General features: G+C 56.7%; 10 protein-coding genes. 2 read left to right on the top strand and 8 right to left on the bottom strand.

Annotation, left to right across the window (positions count from 1 at the left end; all coding sequences use genetic code 11):
* Positions 1-52 precede the first annotated feature (52 nt).
* A complete protein-coding gene (locus KXG62_RS00360) occupies positions 53-958 on the bottom strand; it encodes a LysR family transcriptional regulator (RefSeq protein WP_218089914.1) in 906 nt (301 codons plus the stop codon).
* Positions 959-1,196: 238 nt separating this feature from the next.
* The gene (locus tag KXG62_RS00355) at positions 1,197-1,970 is read right to left on the bottom strand and encodes a phytanoyl-CoA dioxygenase family protein (RefSeq protein WP_218089913.1); all 774 of its coding nucleotides are present in this window, start codon (positions 1,968-1,970) and stop codon (positions 1,197-1,199) included.
* A 141-nt stretch (positions 1,971-2,111) separates the two neighbouring features.
* Here KXG62_RS00355 and KXG62_RS00350 point away from each other — a divergent pair, with 141 nt between their 5' ends.
* Positions 2,112-2,987: an AraC family transcriptional regulator gene (locus tag KXG62_RS00350; RefSeq protein WP_218089912.1), complete on the top strand. Its 876-nt coding sequence runs from the start codon at positions 2,112-2,114 to the stop codon at positions 2,985-2,987.
* Between the two features lie 104 nt (positions 2,988-3,091).
* On the opposite strand, the gene KXG62_RS00345 is transcribed toward KXG62_RS00350, so the two are convergent.
* The 6 genes from KXG62_RS00345 to KXG62_RS00320 all read right to left on the bottom strand — a co-directional run bounded on the left by KXG62_RS00345 (position 3,092) and on the right by KXG62_RS00320 (position 10,532).
* Complete coding sequence (locus KXG62_RS00345; protein WP_218089911.1) at positions 3,092-4,108, bottom strand: ComEC/Rec2 family competence protein; 1,017 nt, start codon at positions 4,106-4,108, stop codon at positions 3,092-3,094.
* Between the two features lie 242 nt (positions 4,109-4,350).
* The gene (locus KXG62_RS00340; protein ID WP_218089910.1) at positions 4,351-5,379 is read right to left on the bottom strand and encodes a Gfo/Idh/MocA family protein; all 1,029 of its coding nucleotides are present in this window, start codon (positions 5,377-5,379) and stop codon (positions 4,351-4,353) included.
* A 34-nt stretch (positions 5,380-5,413) separates the two neighbouring features.
* Positions 5,414-6,322 (bottom strand): Gfo/Idh/MocA family protein, encoded by a 909-nt coding sequence (locus KXG62_RS00335; RefSeq protein ID WP_218089909.1) that lies wholly within the window; start codon positions 6,320-6,322, stop codon positions 5,414-5,416.
* A 15-nt stretch (positions 6,323-6,337) separates the two neighbouring features.
* Positions 6,338-7,354 (bottom strand): zinc-dependent alcohol dehydrogenase, encoded by a 1,017-nt coding sequence (locus KXG62_RS00330; protein WP_218089908.1) that lies wholly within the window; start codon positions 7,352-7,354, stop codon positions 6,338-6,340.
* A 1-nt stretch (position 7,355) separates the two neighbouring features.
* Positions 7,356-9,110 (bottom strand): hypothetical protein, encoded by a 1,755-nt coding sequence (locus KXG62_RS00325; RefSeq protein WP_218089907.1) that lies wholly within the window; start codon positions 9,108-9,110, stop codon positions 7,356-7,358.
* 48 nt (positions 9,111-9,158) lie between these two features.
* A complete protein-coding gene (locus KXG62_RS00320) occupies positions 9,159-10,532 on the bottom strand; it encodes a hypothetical protein (protein WP_218089906.1) in 1,374 nt (457 codons plus the stop codon).
* Positions 10,533-10,832: 300 nt separating this feature from the next.
* Between KXG62_RS00320 and KXG62_RS00315 the strand changes: the two genes are divergently transcribed.
* Positions 10,833-12,221: an extracellular solute-binding protein gene (locus KXG62_RS00315; RefSeq protein WP_218089905.1), complete on the top strand. Its 1,389-nt coding sequence runs from the start codon at positions 10,833-10,835 to the stop codon at positions 12,219-12,221.
* The last annotated feature ends 112 nt before the right edge of the window (positions 12,222-12,333 follow it).

The following is a 12,333-nucleotide window of genomic DNA, read 5'->3' as shown; positions in this document are numbered from 1 at the left end:
GTATAACGTAACTCGATTAAACTATACCTGGCCATAGCCCAAACCTATAGCGTCAGCTTGGCGACAAAACGTCCGTGAGCGCTTGAATATACGCCACGCCGAGCTTGGATAGCGACACGTTACGATGCGAGATCCAGCCGACGTTAATCGTTTCCTTGCAGTCCAGCGGCACGGGAATGATCTCGTTGCCGTTCAAGTCGGCGCTCAGCACGCCGGTCGAGATCGTATAGCCATTGAGCCCGATCAATAAATTGAACAGCGTCGCCCGGTCGTTGACGCGAATGCTCTTGGTCCGGGTCACCGTGCTGAGAATCTCCTCCGAAAAATGGAACGAGTTGTATTCGCCCTGATCGAACGATAAATACGGATAATGCTCCAGCTCCTGGAGCGTGACGATCGATTGCTTGGCCAGCGGATTGCGAATGCTGATGAAAATATGAGGCTTCGCCGTAAACAAGCTCGTAAACTGCAGGTTCGCTTCCTTCAGCAGCTTATTGATCACTTTGCCGTTAAATTCGTTCAAATACAAGATCCCGATCTCGCTGCGCATCCGCTTGACGTCATCGATAATTTCGTACGTCTTTGTTTCGCGCAGCGCAAAATCGTATTCCTCCTGGCCGTATTCGCGGATCAAGTTGACAAAAGCGTTGACGGCGAAAGCATAATGCTGTGTCGAGACGGAAAAATGCTGCGGCGACGGCTTGGCGTTCAAGTACCGGCTTTCGAGCAGCTCTGCCTGCTCGACCACCTGGCGGGCATAGCCGAGAAACTCCACGCCCTCCTTGGACAAGGAGATCCCTTTGTTGGACCGCTCGAATATTGCGATTTGCATTTCTTCTTCCAAATCCCGGATCGCATTGGACAAGCTTGGTTGAGAAATAAACAACCGCTTCGCGGCTTCGTTGATGGAGCCTTGATTCGCCACCTCGATCACGTATTTCAACTGCTGCAATGTCAAGGTAATCCCCTCCGTGGTTGACTATATATGGACTGCCTATTGTCTGCATCATGTCTGCTTCTTTCGTTACACTATAATGACAATATCCTGTTTGCGCAATACCGCGCAATGCATGGGCCGGAATTGTAATGCCTTCGCTTCGGTATGAACGCAAACAAATGTTCCCACACATGCAAAACAGCCTCCAAACGTCAGAACGCGTCTGACATCTGGAGGCCGCTTCCATCCGTTGCGGCGATCAGACGATTTGGTAAGCCGGCTTCACTTTATCGAAATGCGGATTTTCGCCGCACACCATCAGTCCCATGCCCCAATCGAAATGCGCTTTTTTCACCGGAAAATCGGATGCGTCCCGATACTGGAACAGCACGTTTCGCCGGAAGCGCTGACTGCGATTCACGTCGGAGCCATGGATCGTCAAGTAATTGAAAAACAACACGTCGCCGGCCTTGGCAGGGCAAAGCGTCCCCATCGAGATCGGATACTCCTTATGGTTCAAATAATGCGCCCCAACATGCGGCAGCGCCCCTTGCTTATGCGAGCCCGGAATGACGCGGAGGCAACCGTTCGTGTCATCGGCATCGTCCAGATGTACGCTCGCCGCCAGCATCGTATGCTTCTCGTGGGGAAAGTACGGATAGTCCTGATGCATCGGAAAGGCGGCCCCGTTCTCCGGCGGCTTCACCAGCATTTTCGAATGATGGAGCTGTACATTCGGTCCGATCAGCTGCGACAAGACCGCGGTCATGTTCGGGTGAGCGAGCGCCTGCAGGAAGCAGGCGTCATGATAATGCATATCGTGAAAGCCTTTGAGCACGAGCTTCTTCAGCTCCTCCGGCGGCATAAAGTCGCCCTGCCACGCATGATTTTGCCCCGACTTCCATGCGGCTGCCCTTTCGATGATGCGGTCGACCGCTTTCCTCATCGCTTCCGTTTCGTCCTCCGAGAACACCCCGCGAACAAGCAAGTAGCCGTTATCATTGTAAAATTGCACATCCTGTGGTTTAATCATGGAAAACCCTCCCGCTTTGTCGTGAACCGACGATTTCCTCTGCATTATAAATCGGCTTGGAACGGGCTGTCTTTGCCCGGAGAGGTCAACTTTTTGTCCGATTACGCCATGAAGGTCAACATTTCGAGGGGGAGGCATTCCATGTACCGCTGGAAGGAAAGCGAAGCGAGGCTGCGCAGGTATGCCTTTGATTTGCGGGGTTCGGATGCGGCGTTCAAGGTCCACTATTGGGGCGTATCCGGCCGGCTGGTCTCCAATCCGTACCACAAACATTCTTTCTTCGAAATATGCTATGTGCTGAACGGGGAAGGCACGTACCAGGACCGGGATGCCGTGCATCCGATCGGCCGGGGAACATGGTTTTGCTCGCGCCCCGGCGTATACCACCAGATCGTAACGAGCGGGCTTGAACTGCTGTTCGTTGCGTTTGAAGTGGACGAGAACGCAACGGCGTCCAGCCTAGCCGACGACTTTCGCCTGCTGGCCCGGCAGGAGAACATTATCGTTATCGAGAAGGAAGGCGAAGCGCATCCCGCTTCGCTGCTCTGGAGATCGCTCCTTATTCCCGACGGAGGCGCTCCGTCAGTGCCTGCATCCGCGCTGTCCCACGCCGCCATGGCGCTGATTTTGTCGTTTCCGGCGCTGTTCGGCGGAGAGTCGCAGCGTCCCATGCAGCCCTCAAGCTCCGCAGGCGCCATGCTGCACCAAGCCCGGCTCTATATTCGCGACAACTTGTCCGAGCCGCTCACGCTACCGGTCGTCGCCGCCTCCCTGAATATATCGGAGCGGCATTTATCACGCTTGTTTTCCTCAGGCATCCACGAGACGTTCACGTCGTATTTGCGCCGGGAAAGGGTCCGGCAGGCCGCTTTGCTGCTGAAGAACAGCGACTGCCCGATCCAGGACATTGCGGACCGGACCGGCTTCGGGTCGGTGCACTATTTTACAAGAACATTCCACGCGCTGATGCGGATTACGCCCGCCAAATATCGGGAGGAGACGCGCCACGGCAAGTAGGGCGGAGCAAGCACGCCATCATGCAAAAAGACGGAGGTTCCTGCCGGTCTGATCCGGCAAAAACCTCTGTCTGTCCGGGACTCGGCGGAACGCTCGATGTCCGGCTATCTGATTTTTTTCGTATCTACCCGATCCTTCTCCGTGACCACGCTCAGCTTCTTGCCGTCCGAGGTAATGAGAATATTACCGTTCAGACCGGTGGAATAGACTTCTGCGCCTTTCCTCTCGTACCGCTTCAAAATTTCCAGACTGCTGAAAATATTGTTGCTGAGCACGGTGACCTTCGGCATTACCGCATCGACCCAGGTCGGCGAGGAAGACGTCGCGTGGCCATGGTGCGGCGCATGTACGAAATCCGCCTTCAGCTTGCTGCCGAATTTCTCCGCCAGCTCGGCTTCCCGATCCTTGTAAATATCGCCAGGGAATATAAACGACGTATCCTTGTAGGTCATCTTGACGACTAACGAATAAAAGTTGATGGTTGGAGCCTCGTTGTCTTTGATCACCGAATTGACGTTCTCGACGTTCGGGCTAAGTACCTCGAACTTCACTTCGTTTCCGAGCATGAACGTGTCGCCGGTCTTTAACACCTTTTGCGGAATTTTCTTGCGTTCTATCTGAGCTATCGTATTGCGGTACTGGCTGGATGCGGTGTATTCATGGCTTTGCCTGTAATAAACCTTCGCATCCTTCGCCTTCAGCACCTCGGCGAAGCCCCCGAGATGGTCGGTATGCGGGTGCGTGTTGTACGCCGCATCCAGCTCCTTGATTCCGAGCTGGTCCAAATATCGGACGACCTGCCAACCGGCACTGGCGATCCCGGCATCCATCAGCATGTTTTTGCCGTCGGGCGTCGTGATCAGGTAGCTGTCACCCGTCCCTACCTTCGTATCCTTCAGATGAAAATAATGAATTTGCAGCAGTCCCTTGTATTTCTCCGTATCGAATACTTCCTTCGTGCGGAGCGGCGGCGCGTCGTCCTTCTGCTCCTCCTTCGGCAGCGGTGCTGCCGTTTGTTGGGGCTCCGGACTGATCTGGGTACAAGCAGCAGTAATCAGTAGAGCGCTTACAATGACGAATCCAGCGAACTTCATTCCGTGTTTCTTAACTTGGTTGATCATAAATGAAGATTGTATCCTCCTCTCGTTTCATGAAAAAAACCATAAATTTGTTAATTTTTTATTATATTACCATGTATCCTTCGGTATCACAATAAAAAATCGCCGCAACCGCCGCATCGAAAAAACGAAAGCGCCTGAGGCTGTTCGCCGCAGACGCTTCTTCGCTTCGTTGCAACCCGCCCTTTGCCGGGCAAAGTTCCGTTTACGATACCATTCATGCCATGCTGCTGGGAGAAGCTCGCTCAGCCGATTACGACTTCTTTGCCCTCGCGAGCCGACTCGTAAATCGCCAAGATGACGCTGACGGCCTTTCTCGCTTCCTCCCCGGTAACCATCGGGTCGCGGTCGTCCATAATCGCCTGAATCATGTCGTCCACCAGAATGAAGTGACCGTTAGCGGAAATGTTGCGCGGGTCGCTGCTGGCCGAAGCCGTCCCTTCCACTTGCGGCGCCGTCTCGTCGCTGTCCATTACTTTCCACTGTTTGAACCCGCTGTCGCCGAAAATAATCGACCCGCGTTCCCCGTGCACCTCAAAGCGCGTCTCCTGCCCCGGATATACCGAAGTCGTGCCTTGAATGACACCGAATGCGCCACTCTTGTACTTGACGACCGCCACGGCGGTGTCCTCCACTTCGATATCGCGCACGAGCGCTTTGGAATGAGCGAATACGGAGTGGATATCGCCCATCATCCACTGGATCAAATCGATGCCGTGAACGCCTTGATTCATGAGCGCGCCGCCGCCGTCCAGCGCCCAAGTACCGCGCCAGCCCGCGCTTTTGTAATATTCGGGGCTGCGGTAATATTTCAGATACGCGTCACCGAGCACCATCGTGCCAAGCTTGCCTTCCCGAATCGCATTGCGCGTCGCAATGGCCGCCGGGAACGTACGCCGTTGATATATAACGCCGAGCTTTACGCCGCGTTTGCGCGTTTCGCTGATCATCAAGTCCATCTTTTCTTTCGTAATGTCGAGCGGCTTCTCGCAGAGCACGTGCTTGCCGGCCTGAGCTGCAGCTACCGTGAAATCGGCATGCATGCCGCTCGGCAGGCAAATGTTGACGACATCGATATCGTCGCGCTTCAGCATTTGTTCGAAATCTTGATATACCGCCGGGATATCGTATGTATCGGCAAGCTTCTGCGCTTTGTCCTTATCTACGTCGCATACCGCCACAAGCTCGGCGCGCGGATTCGGGGTTATCGCTTTGGCATGGCTTGTCGAAATGACTCCTGCTCCGACCAGTGCGAAGCGTGTTCTTTTTTCCATGGGGATCACCTCATTCATGAATTAAGCGGCCGATTCAGCCGAGACGTACCGTTTTGCCGGTGCTGCGGCTTTCGTTGGCCGCTTCGATGAAACGAATAATTTCCAGTGTCTCCTCCAGGGAGACATCGGGCTTGCCGGTTTGGAACAACCGGATGACGCTTTCGAGCAAGCTTGCGTAGTACGGCTTCGGGTTGGCATACACGTCGATAAAATGGGAAGCCTTCTGGCGATGCACCGTTCCGCCGAATTTGTTGTTGCCCTTGCGGTTGCCGCGCACGGTACCGATTCGTCCGTCCTGCCATACCGCCGTAATCAAGTCGTGATCGTCGTTGGCGCGGGCCGTCAGCTCGGCGCAGCCGCCTCCGAGCAAAGCGAACAGCATCTCGATCGAATGGATGCCGTACCAGAAATAGCCCGGCTGGGTCGGCTGGATCGCCATCGGTCCGAAGCAGTCCGCGCCGATGATGTCACCGAGCTCCTGCTTGCTTTGCGCTTCTTTCATTCCTTCCGCAAACCGCAGCGCCGAGGAACTCATCACCGGGATGCCGTACTGCTTCGCCAGCGCAGCGATTTCCTGCGCCTCGTCCAAGCGCACGGTCAGCGGTTTATCGATGAAGACGGGCTTGCGCAGCGGCGCGATCGCCCGGAACTGCTCCAAATGCACGCGCCCGTCCACGGACTCGAGCATGATCGCGTCGCACGCTTCGGCTACTTCCTCCGGGGAAGCGACGATGCGCACGCCGAGCTCATCGCGAAGCTGGGCGGTATAGCCTTCGACCCGTGTGTGGCTTAGCTCGAAATCCGGAGAGCCGCCGGGGAACGCGACCGTCACCCGTCCGCCCGGAACGTGGTACTCGTGGCTCTTGTCGTTCAGCAGCTTGGAGAAATGAAGCACATGCGACGTATCCAGACCGATCAGGCCAATGTTCAATAATGATTCCATAAAGGCAGCACTCCTTTAATTTGCGGTTTCGTATGCGATGACGGCGCCCAAGATGCTGGCAGGATCGTTCTTATACATGCCGTATACGGCGTACGCTTCCGACAGCGTCACGCTGTGGTTCAGCAGCGGACCGATGTCGATATGACGTCCGGCCAGCAGGCGGATGTACTCCTGCAAATTCCTCCCCTCCGTCCAACGAACGTACCCCTCCGGGTAATCGAAGCCGCTCGCCTCGTACATCGGGTCGTACCTTCCGGGACCCCCGGCTCTGGAAATAAGCACCTGCGCTTCCTTCTTGAACATCTTGGCTCTCGTGAACTCCATGTTCAGGTCGCCGACGATGACGACTTTCCCGCGGTCGCGAATCCACTCGAAGCTTGCGTCGAGGAGCTCTCTTTGCTGTCCGCTCGCGCAGTGCAGCACCGCGTCCGCGCCGAGTCCTCCGGAGAGATCGGCTACGATCCGGCCGACTTCCTCCAGCCCTTCGCACACGTGGATCCCTGGGGTTCCCCGCATCGCTTTGCGCCGGGCCGGAAGCAGATCGCAGGCAACGACCCGCAGGCAAGCGGCCTGGCAGATCCGCGCAATAATTTGGCCGAGGATGCCGAGCCCGACGACCACGACCGTTTCGCCGAACTGCAGCGACGCTTGCCTGACCGCATGAACGGCGATCGTGCCGAGCCCCGCTGTTGAAGCTTCAGCCAAAGTGACATGATCCGGCACGGCTGCGACCAAATGCTTGTGCACCGCCAAATATTCCGCATGCCTGACGTACGGACCGCCGTAGCAGGCAACCCGCCGTCCCGGCGGGAACTCGGCGGCGGCGTTCGCTCCCGCCTGCACCACAACACCGGCTGCGGAATAACCGAGCTGCAGCGGCGATTGCTTGCTGCGCCGTACCGCCGTCATCTCCGTTCCCGGGCTAACGGTGGAGTAAGCCGTGCGGATCAGTACCATATCGTCGCCTTGAAGCGCGGGCACCTCATCGTCCTTGACGACGACATTTCCTTCATAGGCGAATAACGCTTTCATCTCAATCCCCTCCTTCCTGATCGTACCGAACTTGCAGCCTTGTCTCCCATTCCAGCACGGCTCCCGCCTCATACGGCCCGGTGATGACGGCATGGACATTGGCGGCCGCCCCGGAAACGGAAAGCAGCGAACGATATAGCTGCATCCCGATTTGATCCGAACGGCTGCACGTTAAGGTGAAGCGCTGCCCGCGGTACGCCACGTCCATTCGCGTGGCCGATTTCTCGAGCACCTTGGTGCCGTTTCGGCCGTCGTGCACGATGAAGGGAAGCACATGCCGGCAATCCGCGAAATCCTGCTTCAGCTCGATCCTGTACCGCCAGGAAAAACCGTTTTCTACAGTGGAAATACGTTTCGTACAACGGTACTGCGGCGTGTCAAGGAGCAGCTCGATGCCCACGTCCGTAAACTGCGCATCGACATTATCCGTTGAATCGGGAAAATATAATGCCCCTGCCGCATCCTTGAGCAAAAATCCTTCCCAAACGCCTTCCGCCAAAAACTGTCGATTGTCGACATCAGCCGCTTTGAATCGCGGTTCGGCCAGCGGAAAACGGATGCCGCTCATCCGGTAATGGAAGCCTTGCATGGCCGGCGCATATTTACGGTTATGCATGCGCAGCGAGCAGGCCATATAGTGCATTCCTTTGCGGAAGAAGGCATAACCGCTATCTTCATCGATGAATGCACAATCGCTTTGGATCTGAAACAGGGGCAGCTTATCCCGCCACGCATCCGGAGCTTCCAACACCTTGAGCGCCACCGCGATGCCGGTCAAACCGAGATTATTGTACATATTGACGTGCGTGTAGGATTCAAATCCGGTTCGCAGCTCGTGCGGCAGCCAGTTCGGGGTGCAGCCGTAGCTTCCGTCTTCGTGGCGGAAGCTCAGCCAATATTCCCATGCCTTGCGGAATAACGCAGTGTCGTTGTCCGCCGTGCTGCCGCTTAACAGCGCCACGTAGACTCCCCATGTGAACATTTGATGACTGCTGCGCTCGATCATGGCGAACGTGCCGTCCTCCGTCGCGCAATGCATCAGCCACGTTAATCCGCGACCGATGATCGTGAACGCCCGTGCTTGACAAGGCTCCCCTTGCGCAGGGAGCCGGCCGCCGGCTGCAACGACCGAGGAGAACAACAGAAATAATGTAAAGGCATGATACGCGATCGGCATGCCGTCCAGCGCCGCCGCATGCGTAACTTCGTCGTTAATAAACCCTTCCGGTGACTGCGCCCGTTCTATATACTGAAGCAAATGCTCCAGTTTGGCCCCGTCCGCTTCGCGAAAACCAAGACTTTGCACATACAGCTCCGATCCCCACTGCAAAGCGGCGCAGTTCGTATTCACCTGCTTACAGTCATCCTCGTAGCGGGCATAAAACTCCGCGAATTCGCCCGTAACCCCGCTCCGCGCTTCGTCTGGCAAGAGCAGGAGCGCCATCATGCTGTAATGGTACAAAAACACCCGGCAAAAGGGACTGATCCCCGCTCGAATGCGCAGCAGCTCCGCCGATCTCCGAACCATCGCCAGACAGCTCTCCAGATGTATCGGATTCCCCGAACTCCGGTAGACCGATGCATAAATGACCGCTGCGTTTGCCGGTGCGTAATTTTCGCTGTACACGGTTTCGAAAGGATCGATCAGCCGGTCGGTGCCGTTCTCGGTCCATGATTGCAGGACGGGAACGAAATCGGCCAACACCTGCTCCATTTCAAGCCGTATATTCGCTTGTAAACCATGTGTGGCCCCCATAGTGAACCTCCGTATCGAAATTCAGCTTTATTCCTACGGGCTGGTGCATCAGGCGGACACCATACCCTTCGTCATTTCTGCCAAAAATACGAGATTGAAAATTTGCTTCGGTCTGCCTTTGCCGGCAGGACGCTGTTCCCCGACGATCGTTGCCATCTTGTCGTCCATCCATAGCACCAGCAGCCGGTGCGCCGTCCGCAGCGTAACGCCGAGCAGCTCGGCCAGCTCGTCGGCCGTATACCGCGTTTCACCGCTGCGGATCACGTCGACCATAAGCTTGCTCAAATAAGCCGCCGACATGCCCGCCCGCTCCGCGCGACGCAGCCGGTCCGGCGGAATAAGCGTCAAATCCAGCTTCGGCGGCTCCGTCATTTCGAGCGGTCCCATGACGCCGCGGTCTTCGCGGACGATAAAGCCCGTGCCGCTGCCCGCCTGCAGCGAGCGGGCGAGCGCCATTCGAGCATGCGCTCCTGCATGCCGTGCGGTGGAGCCGAAGCCGACGCCGATATTGAGCGACAGGCCGAACAGCCGCTCCACTTCTTTGGCCAGCGGAATTTTACGGCAGCCGTGAGTCACGTGCTCGAACTGGCGGCGCAGCGTGACGAACATGTATTCCTGGCTGTTCAGCTGCGTAAACTCGCCCTCGAGCGATTCCGCGAATGAAGCGAGCGTCCGGCGAATGTCGCGCTCCCGCTCCTTGGCGCCGGCGGCTGAGGGCTCCGGCTCGCAGGCGGCCGGGGACAGACGAACAATCCCGATGACAATCTGCGACGATTGGCTCTGCATGCCGGCGGCCGAAACGAGATGGCTCAAGGAAACGGCGACATCTTGACCGGCCGGTGCGATCCATTCGCTCGGCACCCCGATGCGGCTCAGCTCGTCGGCGACATGCCGCATGCCGGTCAAAGCGATCCCGGTGTGCCCTTGCGCCAGCAAGCAGCGGTGAAAATCAACAACCTCGGCCGGATCGGCCATCACGTCTTCATCACAGCAATACAGCGGTCTGGAGTATTCCCCGAGCTCCGTCCACAGCTGCTCTGCCTGACGCTTCGCTACGGTATCCACCGATAAGCCGGTGCCGGCAAACTTCCGTTCGGCCTTATACAGCGCGCGAAGGAAGCTCGTTCCGGACAACGCGACGCAGCCCGATGGAACGGACATCGCAATCAGTTGTTGGGCTGACCGGTATGCGTCGGGCTCCGAGAACAGCAGCGCCTCCGCCTCGCCGGCCAGTTTGCCGGCTGCCTCCAATGCTTGGTCGCGATACCGATACGTCTGGAACAGGGGCACCGCAGCGGGAACCGTGCGAAGCGCGGCCTGGAAATCCGGCACCGCCGTTTCGTGACAAACGATCCCGACTTTCACCTTCGCATACGAAGAAGCTTCGGCCGCAGCTGCACGACCGGAAACATTCGTAACCATGAAATCCCTCCTATCGGAACTCGTATTGATGGAGCGGCCGACTGACCGGCGGTACATCAGAACACCCGTCTAATGTACGAATGGGAAACTACACTGCATCTGATTCTTTCGTCAACATGTTTTCTAACTCACTTCTGCTTTATGTTTTCATTATATTTTTGACCTTTATTTTCTGTCAAATCATTTATATGTCTTTATGTAATTTATATGTAGTTTATATTTTTATTGAAGAAGCGCACCGATTTGTGTATGCTTTACTTACAAGATGATGTGCCACACATGCCACCGCAGGAGGAATTCATGAAGCAGAGCCTGGATCGCGAATCATTCAAACACCGGCTGGATTCGATGATCGCCAGCTTACGGGACGAGATCGTGAGCGGCAAGCGGAAGCCCGGCGACTATCTGCCTTCCGAGCTGAACCTGGCCGGCCAATTCGCCCTCAGCAATAAATCCGTGCGCGCTGCCCTCGCCGTGCTCGTCGACGAAGGGCTCGTGGAAAAAATTCCGCGTGTCGGAAACAAAATATCCGACCCGCGCCTTTCCACGAACCGCCAGCGCACCATCGTTAGGCTTGGCGTCCAGAACGTAGTCGAGCGCGATATCGAACTGACGTCCCTGCTTCGCACCTTTGAACAGCTTCATCCGGATATTACGGTCGAACGTATTCCTCTGCCGTCGCTGCGCTATTACGATACGGCCAGACAATACATGGCAAGCGGCATGCTGGATGCGTTCACCATGTCGTATCGGGATTATATCGACTTTGCCGAGCACAATGGGCTGGGCAATCTGGAGCCGCTCGAGCCGGACGCGCATGCGTATCCGTTTCTGAACAAAGCCTATACGCAGGGCGGTTCGCTCTATGTGAAGCCCGTCGCCTTCTCTCCGATCGTGCTGCTGTATAACAAAAATCATTTTCGGGAGAGCGGGCTGAGCGAGCCGGACAGCAGCTGGACTTGGTCGGAATTATTCCGCAATGCGGAGCGGCTGGAGCACTCGAAGAAACGGCTCGGCTTTTACTTCCACCTATTCTCTTACAACCGCTGGCCGATATTTCTAATGCAGAGCGGCGTCCGGTTCGAGCGGCATCCCGAAGGCGGTCTATCGTTCGACCGCGACAAATTCATCGCGGGCATCCGCACCTGCAGGGAGCTGCTGCAAAAGCGCAATGCGCTGTCGGGCTTCCTCTCCGAGAACGATTCCGATGCAGAGGAGCTGTTCCTGCACGAAAAAGTATCGATGATCATGACGACTTACTTCAGCTTGAACAAGCTGAAAACGGCTACATTCCCAATGGACATAGCCCCGCTCCCTTATTCCGAGCAGCCGGTTACAATGCTGCTGACGCTCGGCGTCGGTGTGAACGCAGGCTCGCGCGTCAAGCGCGAAGCGGTCATGCTTGCGGAATTTATGGCCGGCCCAAACGGCCAGCAGCTCATCCGCAGCTCATCCATGACGCTGCCCGCGCGAAGAAGCTCGGCGGAATGGCGGGTGGAAGCCGGCGATCCAGAGCCGTACCGCTTCCATATGTACCGGGAAATCATTCCCTCGTATCGACTCTACACGGACCTGCAATTGAGCCTGAAGCAGCTCGGCGAACTGAACGTCATCCTGAAGCTGTATTGGTCGCAAATGGAGGAGGAAGACTCCATCTGCGAGCGGGTGGCGCGCATCGGCACCGGTTAATGCGGCGAAACCGCCGCAAGCGTCGTGATGTGCGCCTCTTTGCAGGCGCACAGTCGCCGCTGCCGCTTTGCCGCGTCCCGAAGGGTCTTCCGGATGCGCTCACGCTCACCGT

The sequence above is a fragment of the Paenibacillus solanacearum genome (assembly GCF_910593845.1).
GTDB lineage: Bacteria > Bacillota > Bacilli > Paenibacillales > NBRC-103111 > Paenibacillus_G > Paenibacillus_G solanacearum.
The sequence above is the reverse complement of the archived record's forward strand: the minus strand, read 5'-3'. Positions and strand labels throughout refer to the sequence as shown.

Coding starts and splice junctions, on each gene's coding strand:
- KXG62_RS00355 (WP_218089913.1), bottom strand. CDS start 1,970: ATGATTAAACCACAGGATGTGCAATTTTACAATGATAACGGCTACTTG.
- KXG62_RS00350 (WP_218089912.1), top strand. CDS start 2,112: ATGTACCGCTGGAAGGAAAGCGAAGCGAGGCTGCGCAGGTATGCCTTT.
- KXG62_RS00345 (WP_218089911.1), bottom strand. CDS start 4,108: ATGATCAACCAAGTTAAGAAACACGGAATGAAGTTCGCTGGATTCGTC.
- KXG62_RS00340 (WP_218089910.1), bottom strand. CDS start 5,379: ATGGAAAAAAGAACACGCTTCGCACTGGTCGGAGCAGGAGTCATTTCG.
- KXG62_RS00335 (WP_218089909.1), bottom strand. CDS start 6,322: ATGGAATCATTATTGAACATTGGCCTGATCGGTCTGGATACGTCGCAT.
- KXG62_RS00330 (WP_218089908.1), bottom strand. CDS start 7,354: ATGAAAGCGTTATTCGCCTATGAAGGAAATGTCGTCGTCAAGGACGAT.
- KXG62_RS00325 (WP_218089907.1), bottom strand. CDS start 9,110: ATGGGGGCCACACATGGTTTACAAGCGAATATACGGCTTGAAATGGAG.
- KXG62_RS00320 (WP_218089906.1), bottom strand. CDS start 10,532: ATGGTTACGAATGTTTCCGGTCGTGCAGCTGCGGCCGAAGCTTCTTCG.
- KXG62_RS00315 (WP_218089905.1), top strand. CDS start 10,833: ATGAAGCAGAGCCTGGATCGCGAATCATTCAAACACCGGCTGGATTCG.